The sequence below is a fragment of the Streptomyces sp. NPDC029526 genome (assembly GCF_040637405.1).
Lineage (GTDB): Bacteria > Actinomycetota > Actinomycetes > Streptomycetales > Streptomycetaceae > Streptomyces.
In genome coordinates this window covers 189,093-213,126 of sequence record NZ_JBEZWE010000002.1, presented here as the reverse complement: position 1 = coordinate 213,126, position 24,034 = coordinate 189,093, and the positions used below count along the sequence as shown (strand labels likewise).

25 protein-coding genes and 2 tRNA genes are annotated in these 24,034 nt (G+C 69.4%); 18 read left to right on the top strand and 9 right to left on the bottom strand.

Annotated features, from left to right (window positions below; translation table 11 throughout):
• Positions 1-335 precede the first annotated feature (335 nt).
• Positions 336-1,592 (top strand): amidohydrolase family protein, encoded by a 1,257-nt coding sequence (locus AB0F01_RS06520; protein WP_362090551.1) that lies wholly within the window; start codon positions 336-338, stop codon positions 1,590-1,592.
• A gap of 198 nt (positions 1,593-1,790) precedes the next feature.
• Complete coding sequence (locus tag AB0F01_RS06515; protein ID WP_362090549.1) at positions 1,791-2,447, top strand: SDR family oxidoreductase; 657 nt, start codon at positions 1,791-1,793, stop codon at positions 2,445-2,447.
• 82 nt (positions 2,448-2,529) lie between these two features.
• On the opposite strand, the gene AB0F01_RS06510 is transcribed toward AB0F01_RS06515, so the two are convergent.
• The 4 genes from AB0F01_RS06510 to AB0F01_RS06495 form a co-directional block, all read right to left on the bottom strand.
• Positions 2,530-2,742, bottom strand: a complete 213-nt coding sequence (locus tag AB0F01_RS06510; protein WP_164333294.1) for a hypothetical protein — start codon at positions 2,740-2,742, stop codon at positions 2,530-2,532.
• Positions 2,743-2,923: 181 nt separating this feature from the next.
• On the bottom strand, positions 2,924-3,118 hold the full coding sequence (locus tag AB0F01_RS06505; protein ID WP_362090547.1) for a hypothetical protein: 195 nt from the start codon (positions 3,116-3,118) through the stop codon (positions 2,924-2,926).
• Complete coding sequence (locus tag AB0F01_RS06500) at positions 3,115-4,089, bottom strand: hypothetical protein (protein ID WP_362090545.1); 975 nt, start codon at positions 4,087-4,089, stop codon at positions 3,115-3,117. Before AB0F01_RS06500 ends, AB0F01_RS06505 begins: the two co-directional genes overlap by 4 nt.
• A gap of 218 nt (positions 4,090-4,307) precedes the next feature.
• A tRNA-Tyr gene (locus tag AB0F01_RS06495) sits at positions 4,308-4,403 on the bottom strand.
• A 530-nt stretch (positions 4,404-4,933) separates the two neighbouring features.
• On the opposite strand from AB0F01_RS06495, the gene AB0F01_RS06490 reads away from it, so the two are divergent.
• Positions 4,934-6,094 (top strand): DNA sulfur modification protein DndB, encoded by a 1,161-nt coding sequence (locus tag AB0F01_RS06490; RefSeq protein ID WP_053665103.1) that lies wholly within the window; start codon positions 4,934-4,936, stop codon positions 6,092-6,094.
• Positions 6,095-6,289: 195 nt separating this feature from the next.
• On the opposite strand, the gene AB0F01_RS06485 is transcribed toward AB0F01_RS06490, so the two are convergent.
• On the bottom strand, positions 6,290-6,841 hold the full coding sequence (locus tag AB0F01_RS06485) for a hypothetical protein (RefSeq protein ID WP_362090543.1): 552 nt from the start codon (positions 6,839-6,841) through the stop codon (positions 6,290-6,292).
• Between the two features lie 1,257 nt (positions 6,842-8,098).
• On the opposite strand from AB0F01_RS06485, the gene AB0F01_RS06480 reads away from it, so the two are divergent.
• Positions 8,099-8,887: an NUDIX domain-containing protein gene (locus AB0F01_RS06480; RefSeq protein WP_078936753.1), complete on the top strand. Its 789-nt coding sequence runs from the start codon at positions 8,099-8,101 to the stop codon at positions 8,885-8,887.
• On the opposite strand, the gene AB0F01_RS06475 is transcribed toward AB0F01_RS06480, so the two are convergent.
• Positions 8,871-9,878 (bottom strand): hypothetical protein, encoded by a 1,008-nt coding sequence (locus tag AB0F01_RS06475; RefSeq protein WP_053665146.1) that lies wholly within the window; start codon positions 9,876-9,878, stop codon positions 8,871-8,873. The genes AB0F01_RS06480 and AB0F01_RS06475 overlap by 17 nt on opposite strands.
• A gap of 666 nt (positions 9,879-10,544) precedes the next feature.
• On the opposite strand from AB0F01_RS06475, the gene AB0F01_RS06470 reads away from it, so the two are divergent.
• The 8 genes from AB0F01_RS06470 (at position 10,545) to AB0F01_RS06435 (ending at position 16,310) form a co-directional block, all read left to right on the top strand.
• Complete coding sequence (locus AB0F01_RS06470) at positions 10,545-10,814, top strand: DUF6284 family protein (protein WP_053665107.1); 270 nt, start codon at positions 10,545-10,547, stop codon at positions 10,812-10,814.
• Positions 10,811-11,344: a hypothetical protein gene (locus AB0F01_RS06465; RefSeq protein WP_053665109.1), complete on the top strand. Its 534-nt coding sequence runs from the start codon at positions 10,811-10,813 to the stop codon at positions 11,342-11,344. Before AB0F01_RS06470 ends, AB0F01_RS06465 begins: the two co-directional genes overlap by 4 nt.
• Complete coding sequence (locus tag AB0F01_RS06460; RefSeq protein WP_362090540.1) at positions 11,341-12,348, top strand: DUF2637 domain-containing protein; 1,008 nt, start codon at positions 11,341-11,343, stop codon at positions 12,346-12,348. The genes AB0F01_RS06465 and AB0F01_RS06460 overlap by 4 nt, the downstream gene beginning before the upstream one ends.
• On the top strand, positions 12,348-12,689 hold the full coding sequence (locus tag AB0F01_RS06455; RefSeq protein ID WP_053665148.1) for an RRQRL motif-containing zinc-binding protein: 342 nt from the start codon (positions 12,348-12,350) through the stop codon (positions 12,687-12,689). The genes AB0F01_RS06460 and AB0F01_RS06455 overlap by 1 nt, the downstream gene beginning before the upstream one ends.
• A 29-nt stretch (positions 12,690-12,718) precedes the next feature.
• Positions 12,719-13,219 (top strand): hypothetical protein, encoded by a 501-nt coding sequence (locus AB0F01_RS06450; protein WP_362090538.1) that lies wholly within the window; start codon positions 12,719-12,721, stop codon positions 13,217-13,219.
• Positions 13,220-13,237: 18 nt separating this feature from the next.
• A complete protein-coding gene (traA, locus tag AB0F01_RS06445) occupies positions 13,238-13,780 on the top strand; it encodes a plasmid transfer protein TraA (protein WP_053665115.1) in 543 nt (180 codons plus the stop codon).
• A gap of 14 nt (positions 13,781-13,794) precedes the next feature.
• Positions 13,795-15,843 carry a plasmid transfer protein TraB gene (gene traB / locus AB0F01_RS06440; protein WP_053665116.1) on the top strand — a complete coding sequence of 683 codons (2,049 nt, stop codon included), beginning with the start codon at positions 13,795-13,797 and terminating at the stop codon, positions 15,841-15,843.
• Positions 15,844-16,001: 158 nt separating this feature from the next.
• The gene (locus AB0F01_RS06435; RefSeq protein ID WP_053665118.1) at positions 16,002-16,310 is read left to right on the top strand and encodes a hypothetical protein; all 309 of its coding nucleotides are present in this window, start codon (positions 16,002-16,004) and stop codon (positions 16,308-16,310) included.
• A 28-nt stretch (positions 16,311-16,338) separates the two neighbouring features.
• On the opposite strand, the gene AB0F01_RS06430 is transcribed toward AB0F01_RS06435, so the two are convergent.
• The gene (locus tag AB0F01_RS06430) at positions 16,339-17,349 is read right to left on the bottom strand and encodes a hypothetical protein (protein WP_053665150.1); all 1,011 of its coding nucleotides are present in this window, start codon (positions 17,347-17,349) and stop codon (positions 16,339-16,341) included.
• A gap of 202 nt (positions 17,350-17,551) precedes the next feature.
• On the opposite strand from AB0F01_RS06430, the gene AB0F01_RS06425 reads away from it, so the two are divergent.
• From AB0F01_RS06425 to AB0F01_RS06405, 5 genes are all read left to right on the top strand, one after another.
• The gene (locus AB0F01_RS06425) at positions 17,552-18,355 is read left to right on the top strand and encodes a hypothetical protein (protein ID WP_053665120.1); all 804 of its coding nucleotides are present in this window, start codon (positions 17,552-17,554) and stop codon (positions 18,353-18,355) included.
• Positions 18,352-19,269, top strand: coding sequence for a bifunctional DNA primase/polymerase (locus AB0F01_RS06420; protein WP_053665122.1), 918 nt, complete (start codon positions 18,352-18,354; stop codon positions 19,267-19,269). Before AB0F01_RS06425 ends, AB0F01_RS06420 begins: the two co-directional genes overlap by 4 nt.
• A gap of 412 nt (positions 19,270-19,681) precedes the next feature.
• The gene (locus AB0F01_RS06415; protein WP_362090534.1) at positions 19,682-20,824 is read left to right on the top strand and encodes a DUF3631 domain-containing protein; all 1,143 of its coding nucleotides are present in this window, start codon (positions 19,682-19,684) and stop codon (positions 20,822-20,824) included.
• 182 nt (positions 20,825-21,006) lie between these two features.
• Positions 21,007-21,195 (top strand): helix-turn-helix domain-containing protein, encoded by a 189-nt coding sequence (locus tag AB0F01_RS06410; protein WP_199825946.1) that lies wholly within the window; start codon positions 21,007-21,009, stop codon positions 21,193-21,195.
• A gap of 69 nt (positions 21,196-21,264) precedes the next feature.
• Positions 21,265-22,632: a site-specific integrase gene (locus tag AB0F01_RS06405; protein WP_362090532.1), complete on the top strand. Its 1,368-nt coding sequence runs from the start codon at positions 21,265-21,267 to the stop codon at positions 22,630-22,632.
• A 164-nt stretch (positions 22,633-22,796) separates the two neighbouring features.
• On the opposite strand, the gene AB0F01_RS06400 is transcribed toward AB0F01_RS06405, so the two are convergent.
• Positions 22,797-22,878: transfer RNA gene (locus AB0F01_RS06400), tRNA-Tyr, on the bottom strand.
• Between the two features lie 233 nt (positions 22,879-23,111).
• On the opposite strand from AB0F01_RS06400, the gene AB0F01_RS06395 reads away from it, so the two are divergent.
• The gene (locus AB0F01_RS06395) at positions 23,112-23,600 is read left to right on the top strand and encodes a YajQ family cyclic di-GMP-binding protein (protein WP_362090530.1); all 489 of its coding nucleotides are present in this window, start codon (positions 23,112-23,114) and stop codon (positions 23,598-23,600) included.
• A gap of 164 nt (positions 23,601-23,764) precedes the next feature.
• Here the strand turns inward: AB0F01_RS06395 and AB0F01_RS06390 are convergent, their stop codons facing one another.
• A complete protein-coding gene (locus tag AB0F01_RS06390; RefSeq protein ID WP_362090528.1) occupies positions 23,765-24,031 on the bottom strand; it encodes a GlsB/YeaQ/YmgE family stress response membrane protein in 267 nt (88 codons plus the stop codon).
• Between the last annotated feature and the right edge of the window lie 3 nt (positions 24,032-24,034).

Genomic DNA, 24,034 nt, shown 5'->3' with positions numbered 1-24,034 from the left:
CCCGCTCGGAACCGCTGCTCTCCCCCTTCTCCCTCGGGTCCGCCCTTCCCCCTCGAGTCCTCCCGTCCTCCCCGTCCTCCCGTCCTCCCGTCCTCCCCCGGGTGCCCTCCGCCGGCCACGGGCAGGTCGCCGCGTCACCCGCCTTCCCCCCGCACCGTTCGGGGCGCACTGTCCGCCCGCACACCACCACGCCGGTACGACTATTGCGCTCCTCCCGGCGAGGGACGGATCGCCACCCTAGGCTCTACTCACTCTGCGTGATCTTGCCTCTGAGTGATCTTGTCACTGCGCGGTCCTGCGGGTCCTTCGCGCGCAGCCCGAGCCCCTGGAGTGCGATGCCCGACAGCCAGCCGCAGCCGCCGTTCTCCTCCTCGTCCTCCGGCGCGGCCGCCCCGCCCCCGCTCCTGCTGTGCGGCGCCCGGCTGATCGACGGCCGGAGCGTGGACGTGCGGCTGGGCGGCGGGCGTATCGAGGCGGTCGGCACGCCCGGCAGCCTCGCCGTGGACGGCTCCCGCGCGGGCGGCGCCCGGGTCGACCTCACGGGCCACCTGCTCCTGCCCGCCCCGGCCGAGCCCCACGCCCACCCCGCGACGGCGCTGTCCGCCGACATCGGCGGCCCGGTGCCCTACGACCCCGAGTCCGTCCAGCGCCGGGCGACCGAGGCGGCGCTGCTCCAGCTCGGACACGGGGCCACGGCGCTGCGCGCCCACGTGCGGGTGGGTGACGTGGCCGGTCTCGGCGCGCTGACCGCGGTGCTCCGGGCGGCGCGTTCGCTGCGGGGGCTGACGGAGCTGACCACGGTGGCGATGCCACGGCTGCTGACCGGAGTGGCCGGCGCGGAGGCACGGGCGGTCCTGCGGGACGCGATGAAGATGGGCGCGGCCGTGGTGGGCGGCTGTCCGGACCTGGACCCCGACCCCACGGGGTACGTGGAGGCGGTCCTGGAGGTCGCGGCCGAGCACGGCTGCCCGGTCGACCTGCACACCGACGCCGCCGAGCCGGCCCGGCTCACCCGCCTGGCGGCGATGGTCGGCGGGCTGCGCCCCGGGGTCACCCTCGGTCCCTGCGCCGGCCTCGCCCGGCTGGCCTCCGACCAGGCCGCCCGCACGGCGGACCGGCTCGCGGCGGCCGGGGTGACGGTGGTGTGCCTGCCCCAGGGCGGCTGCGGTGCCGCGGACCGCCGGGGTACTGCTCCGGTGCGGCTGCTGCGCGCGGCCGGCGTCCGGGTCACCGCGGGAAGCGGCGCCCTGCGGGACGTGTCGAACCCCGTCGGCCGCGGCGACCCGCTCGAGGCGGCGTATCTGCTGGCCTCCGGGCACGGCCTGCCCCCCGCCGACGCCTATGCCGCGGTGAGCGCATCGTCGCGGGCCGCGCTGGGCCTGCCCGAGGTGCGTGTGGAGGCGGGTTTTCCGGCCGAGTTGCTGGCGGTGCGGGCGGACAGTCTGCCGGGCGCGCTGTCCCTGGCGTACAGCCGTGTCGTGGTGCACCGGGGCCGGGTGGTGGCCCGCACCAGCGCCGTGCGCGAGTACCGCGGTTCGGCGACGACGTCGGAGCTGGGCCTGCCGCGCCAGGGACGCGGCGGGACCCCGTGAGCGGCGGTGGGCGTACAGCGCCCTCGACTGCCGCCCCCCGTCGAGGAGTTGCCTGACACCGCGGCGGTGTTCGGCAGCGGGTCGGCCCCCGGCACGGGCCGACCACACCGACGTTCCCGCGGCGGTGAATGCCGAAATCCGGAGTGGCGCATGCGCGTGGCGCGGCGAACGAGGGCCGCCCGGCGTACGGTCGAAGACATGCGCATTGTCATCGCTGGTGGTCATGGTCAGATCGCGCTGCGGCTGGAGCGGCTGCTCGCGGCGCGCGGATACGAGGCGGCGGGCATCATCCGCAAGCCCGAACAGGCGGACGAACTGCGGCGGCTGGGTGCCGAACCGATCGTCCTCGACCTGGAGTCGGCGAGCGTGGAGGAGGTCGCAGAGCCGCTGGAGGGAGCGGACGCGGCGGTGTTCGCGGCCGGAGCGGGTCCGGGCAGCGGGGCGGCGCGCAAGGAGACGGTGGACAAGGCGGCGGCGATCCTCTTCGCCGACGCGGCCGTCCGCGCGGGCGTGCGCCGCTTCGTCGTCGTGTCGTCGATGGGCGCCGACGCGTCCCACCCGGGCGACGAGGTCTTCGACGTCTACCAGCGGGCCAAGGGCGAGGCGGACGACTACGTGCGCGGCCTGGACGCCCTCGACTGGACCATCCTGCGGCCCGGCATGCTCACCGACGACGCGGGGACCGGCCTGGTCCGCCTGGAGGCCCACACCGGCCGCGGTCCCATCCCCCGCGACGACGTGGCCGCCGTCCTGGCCGAGCTGGTGGACACCCCGGCGACGGCCGGGCTGACCCTGGAGCTGATCAGCGGGCAGGCCCCGGTCTCGGTGGCGGTGAAGTCGGTGGCGGGCAACTGAGCCGCGACCGGGGCGCAACGGCGGACAGACGCGAACGTCCGGGCGCCCTCCGAGTCCGGGCGCCCGCAGGGTCCGGTCGCCCTCAGAACAGCGGCATCTGACCGGGGAACTCCGGCAGGACGTAGCCGTCCAGCCCCGGCTGCTCGGCTCCGGGGCGGGCCTGCCGCCGTGAACCCGGGCACGACGTGAGCTCCCCGCTCTGCCGTGCGCCGGGCGGATCGTGACGCGCGTACCGCCCGGCGACGACGGCGATCTCACGACGGCATTCGGGACACGTTCTGCGACGGGACGACATACCGCCAGTGTGCCCGCGCCGGGTCCGGCCCAGAGCGAGAGGAACCCCTGCGCGCCGCGGAAACGCGGAACGGAGGGGTTCCTCCTGGCTTGCGTGCGTACGGCGGCTTCCCACCGCGCCCGCGCCCGTACCCGTACCCGTACCCGGGACCGGCCGTCGCCCGGGACCGGCCGTCGGGACGTCAGGACCTCGGATCTCGCTCGGTCCAGCCCCGGCCGGCCCGTCGGCGCAGGACGGCCGCCCCGCCCAGCGTGGCCGTCAGGAGGACCGCCACCAGGGCGCACGTCGCCCACACCGGCAGTTCCAGCGCCCGCAGCACCAGCGCGCAGACCACACTGACCACCGCGACCGTCAGTGCCGCGGCGCTGTTCCTCACGAGTACTTGCAGTTCTTGTCGCTGACGATCTTCCACTTGCGCTTCGAACCGAACTTGTTCTGGTAGCACTTCTTCGGCTTCAGCTTCTTCACCTCGGCCCACGTCGGGAAGAGCACCTTGCCGCCGACCGCGAGACCGCAGGCGGTGCCGAGGATCAGCTTCGCCTTGCCGCAGATGTAGGCCAGGCCGACCTCCACGCCGAAGCCCACGGCGAGGGCGGCGGCGCCGAGTTCGTGTCCCCACATGTTGATGTAGACGCCCCAGCCGAAGGTGACCTTCGGGTCGGCGACCACCGGGAACGCGGTGTTCTCGTTCGTGTCGATGTCCTGGACGAGGGTGTGCCCCTCGGCCGTGTAGCGGGTCGGCACCGGACGGCCCTGCGCGTCCTTCGCCCAGGGGGCGGCGACGGAGCCGGCGACCGTCTCCTCCCCGTCCTCTCCCTGCTCGACGATGTCGAAGCCGCCGTCGTCGTCCGGGCGCAGCGAGGCGCCGTCCGGGAGGTCCAGTTCGAACCGGTGCCGGGTGGGCGCGGCGCTGTCCTTGAGGGTGACGAGCGTCCGGACGGATCCCTCCACCGTGGGCTGCACGGCGAGGTCCACGGAGGGCGCGGCGCCCGGGTAGACGACGGTGCCGCTGCCCGCCTTGACACCGTTCACGTCCTTGGCGCCGGCCAGGCGGAGGGTGAGGCGGTCACCGTCGGTGCCGCCGACCTCCACGGGGCCGTTGGCCGTGGCCGGGGCGGTGATGGTGACGGACTCCGCCTCGCGCTCGACGGTGGCTTCGGCGGAACCGTCCGCCCGTTCACGGGACGGAGCGAGGTCGGTCGCGCCCGTGGCGCGTTCCACGACAGCCGCGGCCTGGGCCACGGAGTTCGCCGACGGCCCGTCAGCAGCGACGGCCGGAGCGATGGTCCCCACCAGAGCGGCGGCGGTGATCGCCGCGATACCGGCCAGCGGACGCCGGTACGACATTGCCCGAAGCAACGTTTCCCCCAGTTTTCGATTGTTCGATCGGTCGTTCCCGTCGGCATGGTCGGTGCCGACGGCGGAGATGATCTTCCGTGTGTTTTCAGCCGCTGTAAAGCTGGGGTGACGGGGCTCACAGCCAGGGCGGGAGGACTGCGCTTCCAGGCATGCCGAAGGGCCCGTGACCTGCTGGACAGCAGGTCACGGGCCCTTCGTTTCCCGTGTGGCGGCGCCAGGATTCGAACCTGGGAAGGCTGAGCCGGCAGATTTACAGTCCGCGCGACAATCAACCATGACCCGCGTCTTCTCTGATCACCACCCGGGCGACCCCACAGATGCCCCAGGCTGCGGCAGGTGATGGGGGTGTAGTGGTCGGGGACTGCGGGCCCATACCGGACCTCCCCCGATATCTCCCCGGCAGCAGTGTGCCCTTTCTACCCGTCGCCGACGCCATCCGACGGCTCGACGGAGGGCCTCTCACCCTTCTGGCTGTGGAGCTCGGAGTCCGCGCCTTCGCGACCCTCCCGGTTGATCTCGTCACGAAGTCGACGCAGCGCACGTACAGCAGCGACAGCGCGGTCCGCCAGGGTCGGGATCCGATCGAGAACGTACTCGGTCACGAGGAAGATCCCCCCAAGGAGTAACACCGCCGCCGCGGCCCATCCAGCAGTGGGCATAACTCTCTGCCTTCGATCCGACGCGCATGCGCGCGTCATTGCGGAAGACGCCCGAGGACCACACGCGCCCCCTACGTCACATTGGGGCAGTGACATTAACGTAGGAAGCCGCTACGCGCAAAACCGGTGTACTGTTTGACGTAGCTCAGGGAAAATCTGACGTAGGAGGCAGCATGGAGCTACAGCTTCCCGGCATCGGGTACAGGCAGGGGAACCGCCTCATGGTCACGACAGCCATGGACCCCGTCGCTCTCGTCAAGACGGTCGCCCAGCCGGATCCGTGGAACCCCGTAGGAACGCAGCCCCACGGCAACCGCCCGCAGGACAAAGCTCACAGGAAAGGCATCGCCGAGTACCTCGAAAGCGAGGAGCAGTTCGTACTTGGCGCTGTCGTGCTCTACGCAAAGAAGACCGAAGCCCGGTTCGAGCCGGAGCCGGGCAAAGAGGAGCGCGCAGTCATGCCTGGCACTCTCTACCTCAACTACGGCGCGCAGTTCGATGTCGGTGACGGTCAGCATCGCATCGGCGCGTACTCCGATGTCATCCAAGCCCACAGCGAGGACGACGACCCCGTCATGAAGCGGCTTCGCAGCTCTGGGCAGCCCTTGGTTGTTGTCATCGACGACAATCCGCTTCATCGCGCGCAAGACTTCACCGACCTGCAGCGCAACGCCAAGCCGCCGTCCGCCAGCATCGGCCTCAGCATGGACCGTCGGCAACCGATCAACCGGCTCATGATCCAACTGGTGCAGTGGCCCGAACTCAGAATCTTCGGCAAGGAGGCCGACCGCGTCGAGTTCTTCAAGGACTCCCCCGGGAAGCTCAGTGCCAAGCTCTTCTCGTTCAAGACGATCCGCTACCTCAGTGGTACGGCACTGATCGGCGTCTCACAGCGGGCGACCAAGACCTGGGACAAGGCTGTGAACGAGTACGTGGAGGCATACGCCGACGAGGCCCGGCAGAAGCTGACGGATCTCTGGTCAGGTTTCGCAACTTGGCCGGACATCGCGCAGGTCCTCTCCGGCAATCGGACTGCAGCAGATATGCGGGAGAAGACGTACCTCGCCAGCTCCGGAGTGCTCTACTCGATCGCCTACGCCGTATACATGGCGTCTACGGAGCACAAGATCCCGGTCAAGGACGCCATGGCACGCCTCTCCGGTGTGAAGTACACCCGTCCAGGTACGCCAAAGCCTGGGGAACTTCTAACCGCAGAGGACACTCCCTTCGCGGGCACCCTCGTCGACCCTGAGTCAGGGAAGGTCGGATCGGGCCGGCCCGCCTGGGAAGCTGCTGCTGAGGTCCTACTCCAGCACATCAGGGCTAGCTCCTGACGTTGCTGTTGGGCCGGCCTGATCTGGATTCTGGCCGGCCCATTTACAGTCTGCGGACCGAACCTTTGCTGAAGTGCGTAGACGCACGAAGCAGTCGCCGATGCCCCACAGACTCCCCATGACGGGCCATCTAGAGGCCCGCGTGCTTGCCAACGTGCTGAGTGAAGCCTTCACAGCCTCACCCGCAGATGTTCGCTACAGCCAGCCCAAAAACCATTCAAGTAGGTAACTCAATACCGTGCCGCTCTTCACTTCCGCCAAGAGTAGAGCAACCAAGGCGACAACCAAAGAAACGAGCGACACCCACAGCGCAATCCGCCCTATCTTGAATGTATCGATCGATGCACCAAGCGACGCTACCGCGGTGAGGATTTCTCGGTAATCCTTGTCCTCAGTTGCCAGTTCTGCCACCTGTTCCTTCTGCTGGTCCGCCAACATCTGCGTGAAGTTGACCGAGGGGAAACCTTGACCGGCAGGCGCCAACCGACTAGCCAGCCAAGGCGCATCTTCCATCGTGAAAACAGGAACGCTGCCAGAGCTGACATGGCTATCATGAAATTGCGGGAGGTCTCGCACTGCACTGCTCAGATCCATGCTGAGCGCCAAGAATGAATCACGCATTCTCCTTAGCCGTCTGGCACTGAATTTTCCATGCTGCGTACGCGCTTCGTCACGCAGCTTCGAGTAGTCGACTTGCATAACATCAAGGTAGTCGGAGAGCGACAGGAAGCAGAGCGCTTCACGCACCTCCGTATTACACCTACTAGCTATCGCGGTCACATTCTGGCCACCATATGCATCCAGATGTGATAGCGCAGAAATAACCGTACTCAGATTCCCGCATAGGCCCCACACGTGCTCATCAAGCTCTGTAGATGCACGTTCCCTGACCGGCTCAAGTACCAGGCCAGGGAGATTAGGAGACGTGCGAAGGTAGTGATGTTCAGACACTCCCAGGGCCCGAAGCGCTGTAGCCATTTCTCGCGGTATTTCAGAACCTTGCGCGGGATCGTGCCCTTCGAAAATGAGCAGATCAACCAGCGACTGAGGCACACCTCGTCGCGCGAAGGAACCGGGAAAATTTGACGTCATCCACTTTCGAGCCTCTGCATGTAGGTGACGACGAGTGCGCTGCACAACTCGGAAAGTAGTCCACTGTCTATCCTGAACGATGGGCCTCCCCCTACGCCAAACGATGGACGGATCTCTCGGCTTCTTCCATTCTTTATCGAGCAACCCCATCCCCTCTTCTGAGAGCCGGAAAAATGCGGCGACTGCTGTCAAGCCATCACCTACTTGACTGGCAGTAAGCTCGATTGATGAGAAGATCGCATTCAGGTTTCCACGGATGGCATCAGGCTCAATCCAACCTGTAGCACTCACAACCTTTCCGACTCTCCACCAGGTCGCCCCCCTACCACTGCGCGACCGCTCCAGAGACGCCCTGTTTCCCTCACCGAGAGAGTGCATCCGCCCGGAGTCCCATGACTTACGCGCCAGTGCACGCTTCAGTGCATTCAGCTCACTCGGCGGGAAAAGATCCACCACCCAGATTCCCGGCACCTGCACCCGTTCACCCGGAGGGACGGCCACATTATGCAGCGGATCCTCGCGGCTCCAGACACGGTAACGATCTCGCTCATTGTACGGATGGAGCAGGTTTAGGCCGTATACCAACCAGCCTCGAATCCTTCTCGTAAGAATCCGACGCATGCGCGACCTCAGGAGCCAAGAAATACACTTATAAGGCGCGTCGTACCAGCGTCTACCTTCTCCAATTTCGGGAACGCGTCGAAACGCCTCTTCCAAGTATCGACTGTCGTAGGTCACCAGCCGTCCCCTCCCCGGTGAGTCACACAGCACATATCGCAAGAAGACGTCCAGTTAAGCAGGTGACATGCATTATGGGTCGGAGCTCAGAGGGCAACGCCTCCGGTTCCCCCCAGACATGCCCTCTCCCGCTACGCTGGTACGCACCACGTCAGAACGGAGAGTGCTCCGCGGATGGGACCGAAGACGAGCAAGGTCTACGAGACGCTTCGCGCGCGACTCGCGGCAGGCGAGTACGCGGTCGGCGACAAGCTCCCCTCAGAACGCACACTCGTGGAAGAACTCGGCATCGGCCGGACGGCTCTACGGCAGGTGCTCGCCCGTCTCGTCTCCGAGGGGCTGTTGGAGGTTCGGGGACGGAGTTCGTACCGGGTGCCGGGCGCGGTGAGTGTTCAGCGTCCGGAAGGGCTGGAACCCTGGCGCATCCACGGCGAGCGCGACGTGTACGACAACCGGTGGGTGAGACTCCAGCTCTGGGACGTGGAGCCGCCGGGGGTGAAGCGGTTCGAGCATCACGTCGTGAGGCTTCACCACGTTGCGATTACCGCCGTCGTTGACGATCAGGACCGCGTTTTGATGATGTGGCGCTACCGCTTCGTGCCGAAGCAATTCGGCTGGGAGCTCCCCGGCGGCATCGTGGACGAGGGGGAGGATCCTGCGGACACGGCGCTGCGGGAGACCGTCGAAGAGACGGGGTGGCGGCCCAAGTCGCTGGAGCACGTCGTGAGCTATCAACCCATGGTCGGCATGGTCGACTCTCCGCACGAAATCTTCGTGGGACACGGCGCTGAGAAGGTCGGGGAGCCGACCGACCTGGAAGAGGCCGGGCATATCGAGTGGGTACCGCTGGCGGACATTCCCGGGCTCATGGCCCGTGGTGAGCTGCTGGGCTCTGGCACCCTCGTTGCCCTGCTCCACATCCTCGCCGCACGGCGCACTCAGGGACTCACAACCGCGCACTGAGCAGGTCGACGCGACGACGCTGCCGGACCGAGCCGGTGCGGCCCGCCAACAAGCGAGCCTGCCGCAGGTGCGTGCCAGCGTCGTCGTACTCAGCTCGCGTGAGATGGGCTTGCGCCAGGTCGGCATGAAGGCCAGCCCGGGCGCGCACGAACGTCGGGTCCATGACCTCAAGCGCACCGTAAAGGCTGGTGACTGCCGACTCCTCCCCGAGGAGAGCGAGCACGTTGCCTTGCCACCGGGCGAGATGGGCGCCGTTAAGGAAGATGCTCAACATGTCCGGGTCCCGGTCCTCGGGGCCCGGCGGAATGACGGCCATGGCTGCTTCCAGCGCACGCCGACTGTCGTCGGGCATCTCGGCATGCGCGCACAGCTCGGCTTCCGCGGCGTACAGCCACGCCCGCAGCCGAGCGGAACCGGAGGAACCGGCAGTGCGCTGTGCGTCGCGCACCAGATCGACGGCGAGCGCCGACCGCCCCGCCTCGCAGAGCACGTACGCCTGCTCGCCCATGGCGTGAGCCAGGTACATCGGTTCTTCAGCGTCGCGGGCCGCCCGCTTGGCAAGTTCGTAGTGCCGCCATGCTCGCTCAACCGCTCCCGAGTCGATCGCTTGCCACGCTGCGAGAGTCGACGCACCGGCGAGCGCGAGCGCCACGGGCCGGCGCGCGCTGGGCAATACCGCAAAGTTGAGTGCGTCTTCGAGGGCGGAGAGATGGCCGGTCATCTGGTCGACCAGGGCCGCGGCGCCCCTCTGGCGATCCATGGTGCGCAGTAGCTCGGTCTGATCATTGAACGCTCTCACCATGGACTCACCGACACTGCTCGCCGAGTCGATTCGGCTCAGCAGGTCGTCGTAGCCGTCCGCGTTTGGTGCCGCCGGTACCGGGTCGGCGTCCCGCAGTTCCCCGTCCGTGACGCCGAGGAGCTGCCGCAGGACGCGTGCGTACCGGTCTGAAATGGTGCGCTTGCCGTTCTCCCACTCGGAGACATACACCCGCAGACTCGCGGTCGACGCAACGTCCGTGAGGTTCCGTCGGGCGTACTGCTCGATCTCGCGAATCAGTCGCTCCTGCGACCATCCGCGCGCCGTCCGCGCGTTGCGAAGTCCCGTACTCACGGGCGACCTCCCGACGTTGGTTCCGCTCGCACCTTGCCAGCATGGCGCACGTCTCCGCAGGTCAAAAGCCCTTAACAGGCCGGATGTTAAGCCCTGTTGGCTACCGCAGACCCTGCCGCAAGAGGTCTTCTGGAGATGCGCCGCGACGGGGTGGTCATCACCCGAAACAGCGAACCACCTTGACACTGGTGCGCACCAGATGCAGTCTACTGGTGCGCACCAGATTACGGGCTGGTCCTGGATTCGCGATGCGCGAGACGAACGCCTGGAGGGCTCCGTGAAACGGGCTCGAAGGAAGCGCCGGCTCTTTGACAACTGCATAGGTGGGCCCCGTCTCCCCGAGTCGAAAAGACGGACCGCGCGGCAACGCCGCGTTCGACCTCTCCGCAGCTCGTCTGCTGCGGGCCGGTTGCCTCCGCTGCACGTCTTGTACGTGCAGCGTTGAGGGGAGCCGGATCTACCGACTTCAACGGCGCGCGGCCCCGGGTGGCTAGACCCGGGGCCGCTGTTCGGGCCGTTCCTCTCTGGAAGGAACCACGACCCATGAACCACATCGTTACTGTTCAGGACGCTGTTACCGCGTTCGCCGACTTCATGGAGCCGACGGATGCGGAGCTGGACGCGATCGAGCGGGAGCTCCCGCTGATCCTCGCGGGTGTCGACCTGGTCGACGCGCAGATCATCGCTCTAGACCACGTCCCGAACGAGATGGACAACCGGCGTATCCGCCGGGCCCGGAACCGGGTGCTGGCCGCCTGCCGGGAGCTGGCGAACCGCCCGGCCGGCGCGAGCCTGCCCGGGGGTGCCGCGTGATCCGCATCGTCACCCGGGCCCGCCTCGCCCGGCTGGAGGACGACGCCCGCACCGCGACCGAGCAGGCCCGGCAGACCAGCGTGGCCGCGAACGAGGCGTTCGGCCGGCATGTGCGGGAGCTGTTCGCCGTCACGGACCGCGCGGAGCGGGCGGAGGCGGTCACGGATGAGGTGCGGGCGATGTTCGCTCGCGCCATCGAGGAACTGTCCGAGGCGCAGCAGGAGCTGCTGCTGAAGGTCATCGAGATTCGCCGGCTGCGTGAGGAGCTTCAGCGTGGGCCGGTGGCGGGCGACACGTTGACGGTGCTCATGCACCACGGTGAGCCGCACGCCGTCTACGCCTCCCGCGACGACGCGCACGCCGACACCGCCACGCACGGTCTGCCGGCGGATCACGTGTGGACGCCGTGCGATGAACGCCCGGCCGCCGCGTTCACGTGGCGCTGCGAGGCGTTCGTCTACGACCCCGGCTCCAACGGGTTCCACCGCGCCCACCCGCCCGCTCCGAGGGCGCTGGGGGGTGCGGCGTGAACAGTGTTCAGACGCGTTCAGCGGAGCGCGCTCTGTCGGGCGGCACGTGGCTGATCGTGTGCGGGGCGATGCTCTATTCCATCCTGACCGTGACGCCGCTCATGGCGGCGCACACGGCGGAGGCGTGGGACTGGACGGCGCCGATCCTGCCCCTGGTGGTGGACGCCGCCGTCGTGATCGTGGTGAAGCTGGATGACGTGCTGGCCCGTCTCGGGGGGCACGGCGGCCGATGGCCCATGGTGCTGCGGTGGATGACCGGGCTGATGACGCTCGCCCTCAACACCGCCGACTCCGCACTGAAGAAAGACCTGGTCGGTGTGGCCGTCCACTCGGTCGCGCCGCTGCTGCTCATCGTCACCGCAGAGACCAGCCTCGCCTACCGGCGCGCCATCGCCGCCGCCGTAGCGGCGCAGGAAAAGCAGGAGCGCGCCGAGCGGGAGCGACAGGAACAGGCGGCCCGCGAGCGTGCCGAACGGGCCCGTGCCGAGGCCCGGGAGGAGCGCGAGCACGCCGCCATGCTCGCCCGTGAACAGCGTGAGCACGAAGCCGCGCTTGCCCGTGAGCAGGCCGAGCGGGAAGAGCGCGCGGCCCGTGAGGAGCGGGCCGCGCGGGAGCGAGCGGAGGCTGCCGAGCGGGCCGAGCGTGAACGCCGTGAACGCGAGCGTGAACAACGTGAACAGGAGCGGTTGCGGCGTGAACGGCAGGCCCGGGAGCGGGCCGAGACCGAGCGGCGCGAGCGTGCCGAGCAGGCGGAGCGTGAACGCCGTGAGCGCGAGGAGCGTGCGGCCCGTGAACGCGCCGCGCTGCTGAACCGCGGGCCCGCCGTCGGCAAGCTTCCGGAGGATGAGGCGCGCCGGATCGTGGCCGCCGCGTTCGCCTCGGACATGTCGGTGCGGTCGGCCGCTGAGCTGTGCGGCTGGTCGGTGGGGTGGGTCTCCGCCCGCTACGCCGAGCACCGCGAGCCGAGCGCGCGTGGTGCTGAGCTGGCCATCGCGAGCCAGTGATGGCCAGTGTCCCGGTCTACCGGTGGCGCCTGGCCCCTGATGGCCTGGCCACCCGCCGCCAACTGCGGGCCCGCGGGCTGCGGCCCGGCGGTCAGGACGTGGCCGCGCAGGTCGAGCGTCCGCGGCGTCGCCGCGGCCCGTTGGTCGCTTACCTCTACTCGATCGAGCAGGCCAAGCCGGTGCGTCCGATGACGCCGGCGAAGTGGGCGGCGTTGGCCAAGGCCAACGCCGCCCGCCGTATCTGCCCCGCCTGCCGGCGGGATGCCGGATACGTCGTCCCGCCCTCTCTCGGCATGTGCGTGACCTGCGCCTTCCCCGACGACGAACAGCGCGCCGCCTGAACCTCCCATCGACTTCCCTGGAGTCTGCTGTGTCCAGTCGTACCCGTGCCCGCGGCGTGAAGACGGCCGCCTCGGTGCACACCGTCCGTATCCCCCGCCAGCGTGGCCGGCGCGGCGCCGACCCGTTCGTCGTGGTCGTGCCCGAACGCCCGTCCCTGACCCGTGAGGCGCTGGCCGTGGTCGGGGGCTGGCTGTGGCGCTCGCGCCGCGCCCTCGCCCCGACCGCTCTCGCCGTGCTGGCCCTGCTGGTGGCCGGCCTGCTGCACGTCATCGCGTGGTGGTCCGGCCTGCTGCTCGCCCCGACCGCCGCGGGCCCGCTGGTGTGGCTGCTGGTCATGCAGCGCCGCCGCCCCGCCACCGGCTCCGTCCTCATCTGGCGTATTGGCCTGGCCGCGCTTACCTCGTCCGCGTTCGCCTGGCTCGCCGTCGCCGCGGGGTTCGGGCCGCTAGCCGGGGCGCTGGAGCTGTGGTGGCTGCTCACCCTGATCGCCGCTCAGTCCGCATGGCTCATCGTCCGCCGCACCCACTGACCTGCGAGGAGACCCGCAATGGCAACCACGACGCGTAACGGCACCACGGGTGCCGACAACGGCAAGGGCCACAAGTTCGCCAACGCCGGCGCCGCCGCGGGCGGTTTCGTCGGCGCCCTGGGCGGCTCGTTCGTCCCCCCGGTCAACGTCACCGTGAACAACAACAAGAACGGCGCCGCCCGCGGCGGCGGTGGCCGCTCGCCCGCCGAGTCCCTGCTTCCGGCCCCGGAGTTCACCTCGCCGGCGCAGGTGAGGAACTACTGCAACACTCTGCGGGCCGCCGCCGTCACTCTCTCGATCGAGGTGGCGATGGGCGCCGAAATCCTCAAGGGCGTACTGGCCGCGGTGCCGGACCCGGACGGGCGGGCGTTCGGGTCGCGGGTGCGGGCGGCGAAGGTGGCCCGCAAGATGCAGCGCTCCGCTGACGCCCTGCGGGACGCGGCGAAGAACGCCGCCGCCTGCTACGCGGTATTCCAGCAGGAGTACGAGGAGGAGATTAACCGGGTGCGCCACCGTGCCCGTAAGCCGCAGCAGCCGGTCATGAACTGGGCTCAGCAGTAGAAGGGGGTACGACCATGGCACGCAAGTGGACCGACCAGGGTGGCCGGGCGTACCCGCTCGCCGTCCCCGACGACATGAACGGTGGCACGGGCGGTTCCGTCCGTGGCTACCTGCTGAACCGGGCCAAGCCGCACCTTCCGCCGTGGCTCGCCGTCGGCGGCGTCGGCCTGGCCGGTGCGCTGGGGAACTGGCGGTGGTCCGACAGTTCCGCGGCCGGCGTCGGCCTCACCCTCGCCTCCGTCGCGCTGACCGGTGTCACGTGGTGGGCGGGCAAGGCCACCAGCTCCCAGCGCCGCCTGCACTCGGCCATCACCGTGGCCGCCGGCTCCGCGTGGGTCACTGCCGCGTGCCTGGCCGGCCCCACCGCCGGCCCGGTCGATGACCTGTACCTGATGGGCGGCCCGGCCGTGGCACTGTCGTGGAACGTGCGGATGGTCATGCGCCGCACCGACACGACCGGCGAAAGCGGGGACAAGGGCCTGCTGGAGAAGGTCGGGCTGGCCCGGGCGCAGATCGGGGCGGCGAAGGTGGAACCGAACCGGGTCACCGCCCCGGTCGCCCTCGCCCCGGGCGAGCAGACCAACGACGACATGGCCAAGGCACTCGGCAACCTCGCCTCCGCCCTGGACCTGCCGACCTCCGCCGTGCGCTACACCCCCGACCCGGACTCGAACCGGCGCGGGGACCTGGTCATCGTCCCGGAAGACATGCTCGCCGAAACCGTCGAGTGGGAAGGCCCCTCCAACCTGGGCGGGTCGATCGCGGAACCGCTGGTCATCGGCCGCTACGACGACGGCGCCCCGCTGGTCCTGTGGCTGCCCGGCGACCCGGACGCGGGCCGCAACTCCACCCACGTCCTCGTCGCCGGCGGCACCGGATCCGGCAAGGGCGACACCGCCCTGAACCTGCTGACTGAGGTGCTGTCCCGGCGGGACGTGGTCGTCTGGTTCTCCGACCCCAAGGCGTTCCAGGATTTCGCGCCCCTGCGGCCGGGCCTGGACTGGGCCGCCGAGGGCGGCACGGACACGGAAGTCATGGTGGCCGCCGTCCAAGAGGCCATCCCGGCGCGTACGCGCTGGTTGGGTGCGCACGGCTACCGACAGTGGGTGCCCGCCGCCGCGCAGTCGCAGAACGACCCGGAGCACTCCTGCCGGGCCGACGGCCGGGTGTGCAACTGCCCAGGGATGCCGTTCCTGGTCACCTGGTTCGAGGAGGCCGCGAACACGCTGCGGGCGCTGGGGGATGACGCGTTCACCGGCATCGCGCAGGAGGCCCGGTCCGCGGGGATCTCGCTGATCGTGTCCCTGCAACGGCCGTCGTACGACCAGATGTCCACCTCCACCCGCGCGTCGCTGCCGTCGGTGGTCGCGCTGGGCTGTGACCCGCGGGATGAGGGGTTCTGCCTGCCGGACGAGGTGCTGGCCGCGGGCGCCCACCCCGGAGCGTGGGGCAACCGCCGGCCCGGATACTGCTACGTCGTCTCACCGGGCATCCCTGAGGACCGCTACCCCTCCCCGGGCCGCACCCGCCGCTTCACCCACCGGGCCGTCCCGGTCATGGAGCTGCTGGCCACCTGGGTCCAGCGCAACGGCGCCACCGCCGACCCGGTCACCGCCGGCGCGGCCGTGGGCGTCGCCGGCACCGCCTACACCGGCCGCACCCCCGACGGCGCACAGCCGGCCGCCCTGCGGGCCGTCCCCGAGGAGGACGACGACATGAACCACAGCGGACTGCTCATCGACCCCGAAGACGCCGGCATCGACCCCGAGGCGGACCTGCCCGGGGCCGAGGACGGCGACGACGCCCCGATCTTCGGGCAGGAGACCGGCCGCAAGCCCTCCCCGGAAGAGGCGCGAGAGCTGTTCGCCGCGGCCCTGGCCGAGTTCGAGGAGAACGGGCAGATGATCGTGGGCCCGAAGGACTTCACCGACTGGTGCGACCGGCACAACCTGTCCCGCCCGTGGGTGTCCGCCCGCCTTAAGGAAGCCGCCGTGGACGGCCGGTTGCAGGCGACGAACACCACCGGCCGGTGGCGCATCGTCCCCGCCATGACCGCCGCCTGACACCTGACACCGTCACGGCCGCCTGACAGTCAAACCCCTAGGCAGACGCGCCGTCACGCGCCCCTGACACCCGGCCGTGACACCCGTCTGACACTCCACCCGCGCGGGCCCGAGCCACCTCCGTGGTGCGGGCCCGGCGCACACCCGAGGGAGTTCTGATGACCCACCGCGACCCGCCGGGGATCATCGCCCCGCACATCCCCGCCGATGCCTACCGCCGCGCCGAGACCACCGGCGCTCCCATCGTGGTCGTCGTTCACCACACCGACCGCACCGGCCGGCCGCTGCGGCACTACCTGTTCCCCATCGCGGTCGCCGGCGCCGGCGTCATCGGCGTGTTCGGACTCGTGGCCGCATTCGTCGCGCTGCTCGACTTCGCCATCCACACCGCCGTCGCCATCGGCGCCGCCGCCGGACCCATCGGAGTGGGCGGCATCAGCCTCCGACTCGCCCGCGGCAAGCACTGACAGAGCCGGCCGTGCCGCCCCTTGTGGTTCAGGCCGTGGCCGGCGGAAGCGGGAAACCCGCAAAGCCGTCCGCGGTCTTCGTCACCAGGGCAATGCCCTCTGCCTCCAGCAGCGACCGCAGGTCCGCGGTGGGCTCCTCCGGCAACAACACCGCCAGACGAAGCCCATCCGGCACGTCGATGTGGCGCCGGTAGTCGAGCAACTGGCCGATCGCCATCCGCACGTACTCGCGCGTGGCCTTGCCCTTGGCCTCGTACAGCACGTTGTCGGTCGCGTCGTACGGGTCCGTGAGGAAGGCACCGCGCTCACCCGTCACACGGATCTGGAAGCGATGCACGACGTGCCCGTGCGCGGCCGCATGCTTCTCGAACGCGGTCACGAGCCTGCCTTCCCGACGCAGCACCGTCCGCGCCCCACCCGTGATGTTCGCCGTGGTGGAGTCCGTGCCGTGCTGCTCCGTGGGGACCGCCGTCGCGGACGTGCCGGCGGCACCCTCTGTGGCAGGCGGCACCGGCAGGGCCTGCGTCGTGGACGCGGTCTGCATCGTGTCCTGGTCGGTCAGTGCCAGGGTGACGCCCGGTGCCGGCCGCAGACGGAAGACGTACAGCCGACGGCCAGGCTGGCCGTTGGCCTGCGTCCACCGCTCCTCATAGGGCTGAACCGGGTCAACAACGACCTGCCCAATATACCGCTGCCGCACCGTCTCCGTGTCGCCCACGGTGCCGTCGGCGACGAACAGGTGCACATCCCGGCCGGCCTGCACGTGGTTCAGCAACGACCGATTGCGATCGGTCAATTCCTGATCCGCGGGAGGCTGTCCGGCACCGGTGTACAGATACAGGACGCCGAACTCGTCGTCGTCCGTGCGGCCATCGAAGGTGTAGTCGTGTTCCTTGCCGGCCGCCGGGTCGGAGAAAACGAAGATGTTCTTCGTCTGGTTGGCCGGCACAATGCCACCGCCGTACTGCGAACCACCGTACGCCGCAGCGAGTTCCGCGCGCGTGGTGAGAGATCCCTGAGCAAGGTCAAGACTCGACATGCCGCGAAATCTAGCGGCCACCACTGACAATCCCCCGATCTTGCCCGCCGATCCGCGGGCGAGCAGGAGCGACCCGCTCACGCCAATGAAACCGGGCCGCTCCTATCCACCTGCCCCAAACAGACCTGTGGAGGTCTCCAGCATGACGCAACCCACCACCCTCCCGCGAGCCTTACCGACGGGAGCTCCCGCCGTGAGCGGGATGCGGTTCTACCTGACCACCCACAAACGGCACTGGCTCCGCTGGACCAACGTGCCGCTGTTCTTGAAGTCGGAGCACTGGGACCGTGCCGTCAAGTGGGACGTAGCCCAGGGCCCCTACGCCGTCGACTCCGGCGGATTCATGGAGCTGAAGGAAAAGGGCACCTGGACCCGCACCCCCCGCCAGTACGTCGACTCTCTGCGCCGCATCTGGGAACACGTCGGCCCCTACGACTGGGCCGCACAACAGGACTGGATGTGCGAGGAAGCCATCATCCACGGCGGCTGGTTCGGCGGACAGTACTTCGTCGGCACCCACCTCAGCGTCGCCGAACACCAGCGCCGCACCGTCGCCAACTTCCTCGAACTGCGCTCCCTCGCCCCGGACCTGCGCATCGCCCCGGTTCTTCAGGGGCGCAGCACCCCGGAGTACGAGCGGTGCGTGGAACTGTTCGAGAACGCCGGAGTCGACCTGCGGCGTGAGCCGGTGGTCGGTTTGGGGTCGGTGTGCCGGTTGCAGTCCACCCGCCAGGGCGCCGCGATCGTCACCGCCATGGCCGCACACGGCTTCCGCCTGCACGGCTTCGGGTTCAAGATCCTCGGCCTGGAACGCGTCGGGCACCTGCTCGCCTCCGCGGACTCCGCCGCCTGGAGCTCCCACGCCCGCCGCCGCCCGCCCCTGCCTGGCCACACGCACAAGAACTGCGCGAACTGCATCGACTACGCCCTGAAGTGGCGCGAGCGCGTCATCAACTCGATCCCCACCCACCAGCAGACGCTGCTCACCGACCGGAGGGCAGCATGAACCAGCCCCTGACCGCCGATCTGACCTGCCTGCCGCTGCTCGCCTCCGCGCTCACCAGCGCGGAACGCGGCTGGCCCGTCATCCCCCTACACCCGCGCGCCAAGCGACCCGCCGGGCACGCCGAACGCGACTGCCCCCGCACGGGCCGGTGCGCCAGCGGGCACCGCAAGCCCGAACAGCGCGCCACCACCAACCCCGACCTCATCCACGCCACCTGGGCTACACGCCCCTACAACGTGGGGATCGCGACCGGCCCGGCCGGGCTGCTCGTGGTCGACCTGGACGTGTGCAAGCCCGAAGAACCAGAAGGAGCGCCAGACGGCGCCACTTCCTTGCAAGCGCTCTGCGAGCGCGCCGCCCAGGCCATCCCCACCACCTACCGGGTGCGGACCGCGCGCGGCGGGGAACACCTGTACTTCACCGCCCCGGCCGGCGTGCGGCTCAAGTGCAGCGCGAACCGACTCGGACCCCACATCGACACCCGCGCATGGGGTGGCTACGTCGTCGCCCCCGGCAGCACCACCCCAGACGGCACCTACGAGGTGACCGACGACGCCCCCGTGGCGCCGCTGCCGGGATGGCTGGCCGAGCGGCTCGCCGAGCCGGACCGGCCCGCTGTCGTCCCCCTAACCCCGGTGCGGGACGGCACACGGGCCGCGCGGACGGCGCTGGAACGGGAGTGCGCCGCGATCGCCGCCACGACCGACGGCGGGCGCAACAACACCCTTCACCGCAGCGCCTGCAAGGTCGCACGGTTCGTCGCGTGGGGCGACCTTCCCCGGGACGTGGCAGAGCAGGCAATCCAGGGGGCGGGGGAGTCCACGGGCCTGCCGCCGGCCGAGTGCCGCACCACCATCCGCAGCGCCATGGACTGGGTCATCACCCACGCCACCCCACGGCAGGCAGCCTCATGACCGGCCCCAACTCCCCCCACCTGGATTGCCCCACCAGCACTCCCGACCGGCCACAAGCCGCTCCACAGCCTGTGGACGCGGCGGGTGTGGGCGAGCCGAAAGGCGCCGCCCGTAAGGGCGTCGTAACTGCCCTTTTCCCGAACCGCTCCACGGCCCCGCCCGGGGGCAACCCGACTCTCGACGCGCCCGGTATCCGGATCTTCGCTCCGCCGGTCTACCGGCACCACTACGACGGCGCCCGCTGGTCCACTCGGCCCGGAGCCCTGCCCACCGCCGCCTATGCCTGCCGCTGCGGGCAGACCGGATCCGCCACCGGCCCCGAGAAGGTGGCTGCGCTGGTCGCCGAGTTCGACGCCCACCGATCCACCTGCACGGGAGCTCCCGCCGCAACTTCCGAAGGGAGGGCCGCCGCATGACCGCCAACGACGGCGCCGCTCTGCTCAACGAGGTGGAAGCCTTCCACCGCCGCTTCAACGTCTTCCCGCACGAGGCCGCGTTCGTCGCGGTGACGCTGTGGGACGCGCACGCGCACCTGCTGGACTGCTTCGACTCCACCCCTCGTATCGCGTTCCTGTCCCCGGAGCCGGGGTCCGGAAAGACGCGGGCGCTGGAGATCGTGGAAACGCTCGTGCCGCAGCCCATGACGGCCGTCAACGCGTCCGCCGCCGCCCTGTTCCGCTCCGTGTCGTCGGGCAACGGCAAGCCCACCATCCTGTTCGACGAGATCGACACGGTCTTCGGGCCCAAGGCGGGGGACAACGAGGAACTGCGCGGCTTCCTCAACGCCGGCCACCGCCGCACCGGGGTCACATACCGATGCATCGGGGACGGCGGGCAGCAGACCGTGCAGGCGTTCCCCTCCTACTGCGCGGTCGCGGTCGCCGGTCTCGGATCCCTGCCCGACACGATCATGAGCCGGGCCGTCGTCATCCGCATGCGCCGCCGGGCCCGCAACGAGAAGGTGGAACCCTTCCGGGCCCGCGTCCACGAGGCCGAGGGACACAAGCTCCGTGACCGGCTCGCCACCTGGGCAGAGCAGGCCCGCGCGTCCGTCGTAGACGCGTGGCCCGAGATGCCGGAAGGGGTCACCGACCGGCCCGCGGACGTGTGGGAGCCGCTGCTCGCGATCGCGGACGCCGCCGGCGGCCACTGGCCCGACCGGGCCCGCGAAGCCTGCGTCACCCTGGTGACCGCGTCCAAGGCCAACGACAAAGGCAGCCTCGGCGTCCGGCTGCTGACCGACCTGCGCGACCACGTCATGGCCGGCATCGACCGGCTTCCCACCGTCGCAATCCTGGACCGGCTCAACGCCCTGGACGACGCCCCGTGGGCGGACCTGCACGGCAAACCGCTCGACAACCGGCGCCTGTCCAAGATGCTCGCCGAGTACATGACGGCGGACAACGAGCCCATCGCCTCCCGCAACATCAAGACCGCCGGGAGCGTCTTCAAGGGCTACTACGCCGCCGATCTCTGGGACGCGTGGGCCCGCTACTGCCCCCCACCCCCGGAAAGTCCGCTACCTCCGCTACCCGGCACCGAAAACGTGGCCTGACCAGCAGTTACGCGGTAGCGGCAACCAGTGTCGGTTGCCGCTACCGCCCCGCTACCCATCCGCTACCGCTACCCCTTCCCGCTACCCCGAACAGGCCCCTGACCTGCACGGTAGCGGCGGTAGCGGAAGTAGCGACCCCTGGAGGGTCCCCCGGACGACCACCCCGAGAAGGAGTCATCACCTTGGCTGGCACCGAGATGCTCAAGCTCCCCGAAGTCCTCACCGAGATCGGCATGAGCCGCGCTGCCTTCTACCGCATGCGCGCCCGTGGGCAGGCGCCGCGACTCGTGAAGCTGCCCAACGGTCACCTGCGGGTCCGCCGCACCGACCTGGACAACTGGCTCAGCAACCTGGACTCCCCCGCCTACTGATCGCACCGACAGACCAACCCATCCACGGGGCCCGGTATGAGCCGGGCCCCGTTCGCAGGAAGGCCCCCGATGGGGAAGACGTACGACGTTCGAATTTGGTCCGTCCGGCAGCGCAAGGATCGTGGACAGACCTCCGCGGAACTGCGCTGGAAGACGGGCGAGACTCCGCACTCGCAGACGTTCCGCACCAAGACATTGGCAGAGGGCCGTCGCGCCGAGTTACTGCGGGCCGCTCATGCCGGCGAGCCGTTCGACGAGTCGATCGGGGCACCGCTCTCCGAGCTGCGCCGGCGCAACGACGTCAGTTGGTACCAGCACGCCCGCGAGTACATCGAGATGAAGTGGCAGCACTCCCCCGGCTCCACACGCCGGACGCTCGCGGAAGCCATGGCCACCGTTACGCCCGCTCTCATTAGGGACGCCAAGGGCATGGCTGATGCTCAGACGGTACGGACGGCCCTCTATAGCTGGGCATTCAACGTGAGCCGCCGTGACCAGGAACCGCCGGACGACGTGGCCGCCGTGCTGGCATGGTTCGAGCGGAAGTCCCTGCCCACGTCCGCGCTGGCCGACCGCATGCAGGTACGCGCCGCCCTGGACGCCTTGACCAAGAAACTGGACGGCACCACAGCAGCAGCGTCGACCATCCGCCGGAAGCGGGCCATCTTTCACAACGCACTCGGCTACGCAGTTGACGCCGGACGTCTGACGGACAACCCCCTGCCACAGGTGCAGTGGAAGTCCCCGGAGCAGGTCGCGGAGGAACTGGACCCCGCCTCGGTACCGGACCCCCGGCAGGCTCTCGCCCTGCTCGATGCCGTGCGTACGCAGAGCCCCCGCGGGCGGCGCCTGGTCGCCTTCTTCGGCTGCATGTACTACGCGGCGGCACGGCCGGCGGAAGTCATCGGCTTGCGTCTCCAGGACTGCGACCTGCCCCGCCGAGGGTGGGGCACTCTGCGACTCCGGGAAACCCGCCCGCGCTCGGGGTCGGCCTGGACGGACAGCGGAGAGGCGCACGACCGGCGAGGGCTCAAGCACCGGCCCCGGAAAGCAGTCCGCACCGTCCCGATCCCGCCCGATCTCGTGAACCTGCTCCGGTGGCACGTCACCGCCTACGGCGTCGCCCCCGACGGGCGACTGTTCCGAACGCAGCGCGGAGGACTCATCCAGGACACCGGATACGGCGAAGTGTGGGCGGAAGCCCGGACGCGCGCCCTCACGCCCGCTCAGTGCACGTCGCTGCTGGCGAAGCGTCCATATGATCTTCGCCACGCCGCCGTGTCCACGTGGCTCAGTTCCGGCGTGGAGCCGCAGGAGGTAGCAGCGCGCGCCGGCCACAGCGTGGCCGTTCTGTTCCGGGTGTACGCGAAATGCCTGGACGGTGGCGCCGCCACGGCGAACGCCCGGATCGAGCGGGCACTGAGGAACGGCACCTAGGACGGCCGGAAGCTGCCCCACGCCTGCCCCACACGGACTGGTCAGCACCCGAATCAGGCTGAGACACACCGGGAAAAAGCACCCATAACGATCAGGTCGTACCCGTCAACGCCGAAAGGGCCTGCGATCAGCATTGCTGCTGGTCACAGACCCTTTCGGTCGTGTGGCGGCGCCAGGATTCGAACCTGGGAAGGCTGAGCCGGCAGATTTACAGTCTGCTCCCTTTGGCCGCTCGGGCACACCGCCGGGTTTGCTGCCGATGCACCGCCTTGCGACGCTGCTCCGTGGCAACGACGTAAACAATACCCGATGGGCAGGGGTGCTTCGCCACCCGATTGATCGCCGCCCGGCGGGCCCGGGGTGGCTAGGCTTGGGCGGATGCGGCGCGGGCCCGGTACGGGGCCGCTCGGCCGCTCACGTTCGCCGGTACGGATGCGGTTCGCAGCCGATGCGCACCCTGATACAAGGAGCCACAGGACATGGCCGACTCCAGTTTCGACATCGTCTCGAAGGTCGAGCGGCAGGAGGTCGACAACGCCCTCAACCAGGCCGCCAAGGAGATCTCGCAGCGCTACGACTTCAAGGGCGTGGGCGCCTCGATCTCCTGGTCCGGGGACAAGATCCTCATGGAGGCCAACTCCGAGGACCGGGTGAAGGCTGTCCTCGACGTCTTCCAGTCCAAGCTGATCAAGCGTGGCATCTCGCTGAAGGCCCTGGACGCCGGTGAGCCGCAGCTCTCCGGCAAGGAGTACAAGATCTTCGCGACGATCCAGGAGGGCATCTCCCAGGAGAACGCGAAGAAGGTGGCGAAGATCATTCGCGATGAGGGCCCCAAGGGCGTGAAGGCCCAGGTGCAGGGCGAGGAGCTGCGGGTCACCTCGAAGAGCCGCGACGACCTGCAGGCGGTCATCGCGCTGCTGAAGGGCAAGGACTTCGACTTCGCGCTGCAGTTCGTCAACTACCGGTAGCCGCCGGGTGCTTCGCGCCATGGGACCACCGGGCGGTCGGTGCCCTAGGGGGCGTCCCTGCGCGAGGCGAGACGAGCTGACGGAACGGTACGGCAGCACGAAGAAGGGTGGGCACCGGCGGTGTCCACCCTTCGTCGTGTCCGGCCGCGGTGTGTCGGGCGGTGTCAGTCGCGTGAGTGGCCGAAGAGCAGGCGGTAGGCGATCAGGAGCACCAGGGAGCCGCCGATCGCGGCGACCCAGGTGGTGCCGTCGTAGAAGTCCTTGGTGATCGGGTGGTCGAGCCAACGGGACGAGATCCAGCCGCCGATGAACGCGCCGGCGACGCCGATCAGGGTCGTGCCGATGAGGCCGCCCGGGTCGCGGCCCGGCAGCAGGAACTTCGCGATCGCCCCGGCCAGCAGCCCCAGGATGATCCAACTGATGATCGTCATACT

What these genes read in the sequence shown, in the direction of transcription:
- AB0F01_RS06435 (WP_053665118.1), top strand. Translation starts at nt 16,002, where the DNA reads ATGACCCACCGCGACCCGCCGGGGATCATCGCCCCGCACATCCCCGCC.
- AB0F01_RS06500 (WP_362090545.1), bottom strand. Translation starts at nt 4,089, where the DNA reads ATGTCGTACCGGCGTCCGCTGGCCGGTATCGCGGCGATCACCGCCGCC.
- AB0F01_RS06470 (WP_053665107.1), top strand. Translation starts at nt 10,545, where the DNA reads ATGAACCACATCGTTACTGTTCAGGACGCTGTTACCGCGTTCGCCGAC.
- AB0F01_RS06480 (WP_078936753.1), top strand. Translation starts at nt 8,099, where the DNA reads ATGGGACCGAAGACGAGCAAGGTCTACGAGACGCTTCGCGCGCGACTC.
- AB0F01_RS06430 (WP_053665150.1), bottom strand. Translation starts at nt 17,349, where the DNA reads ATGTCGAGTCTTGACCTTGCTCAGGGATCTCTCACCACGCGCGCGGAA.
- AB0F01_RS06515 (WP_362090549.1), top strand. Translation starts at nt 1,791, where the DNA reads ATGCGCATTGTCATCGCTGGTGGTCATGGTCAGATCGCGCTGCGGCTG.
- AB0F01_RS06425 (WP_053665120.1), top strand. Translation starts at nt 17,552, where the DNA reads ATGCGGTTCTACCTGACCACCCACAAACGGCACTGGCTCCGCTGGACC.
- AB0F01_RS06390 (WP_362090528.1), bottom strand. Translation starts at nt 24,031, where the DNA reads ATGACGATCATCAGTTGGATCATCCTGGGGCTGCTGGCCGGGGCGATC.
- traB (WP_053665116.1), top strand. Translation starts at nt 13,795, where the DNA reads ATGGCACGCAAGTGGACCGACCAGGGTGGCCGGGCGTACCCGCTCGCC.
- traA (WP_053665115.1), top strand. Translation starts at nt 13,238, where the DNA reads ATGGCAACCACGACGCGTAACGGCACCACGGGTGCCGACAACGGCAAG.
- AB0F01_RS06395 (WP_362090530.1), top strand. Translation starts at nt 23,112, where the DNA reads ATGGCCGACTCCAGTTTCGACATCGTCTCGAAGGTCGAGCGGCAGGAG.
- AB0F01_RS06405 (WP_362090532.1), top strand. Translation starts at nt 21,265, where the DNA reads ATGGGGAAGACGTACGACGTTCGAATTTGGTCCGTCCGGCAGCGCAAG.
- AB0F01_RS06415 (WP_362090534.1), top strand. Translation starts at nt 19,682, where the DNA reads ATGACCGCCAACGACGGCGCCGCTCTGCTCAACGAGGTGGAAGCCTTC.
- AB0F01_RS06510 (WP_164333294.1), bottom strand. Translation starts at nt 2,742, where the DNA reads ATGTCGTCCCGTCGCAGAACGTGTCCCGAATGCCGTCGTGAGATCGCC.
- AB0F01_RS06455 (WP_053665148.1), top strand. Translation starts at nt 12,348, where the DNA reads ATGGCCAGTGTCCCGGTCTACCGGTGGCGCCTGGCCCCTGATGGCCTG.
- AB0F01_RS06420 (WP_053665122.1), top strand. Translation starts at nt 18,352, where the DNA reads ATGAACCAGCCCCTGACCGCCGATCTGACCTGCCTGCCGCTGCTCGCC.
- AB0F01_RS06490 (WP_053665103.1), top strand. Translation starts at nt 4,934, where the DNA reads ATGGAGCTACAGCTTCCCGGCATCGGGTACAGGCAGGGGAACCGCCTC.
- AB0F01_RS06520 (WP_362090551.1), top strand. Translation starts at nt 336, where the DNA reads ATGCCCGACAGCCAGCCGCAGCCGCCGTTCTCCTCCTCGTCCTCCGGC.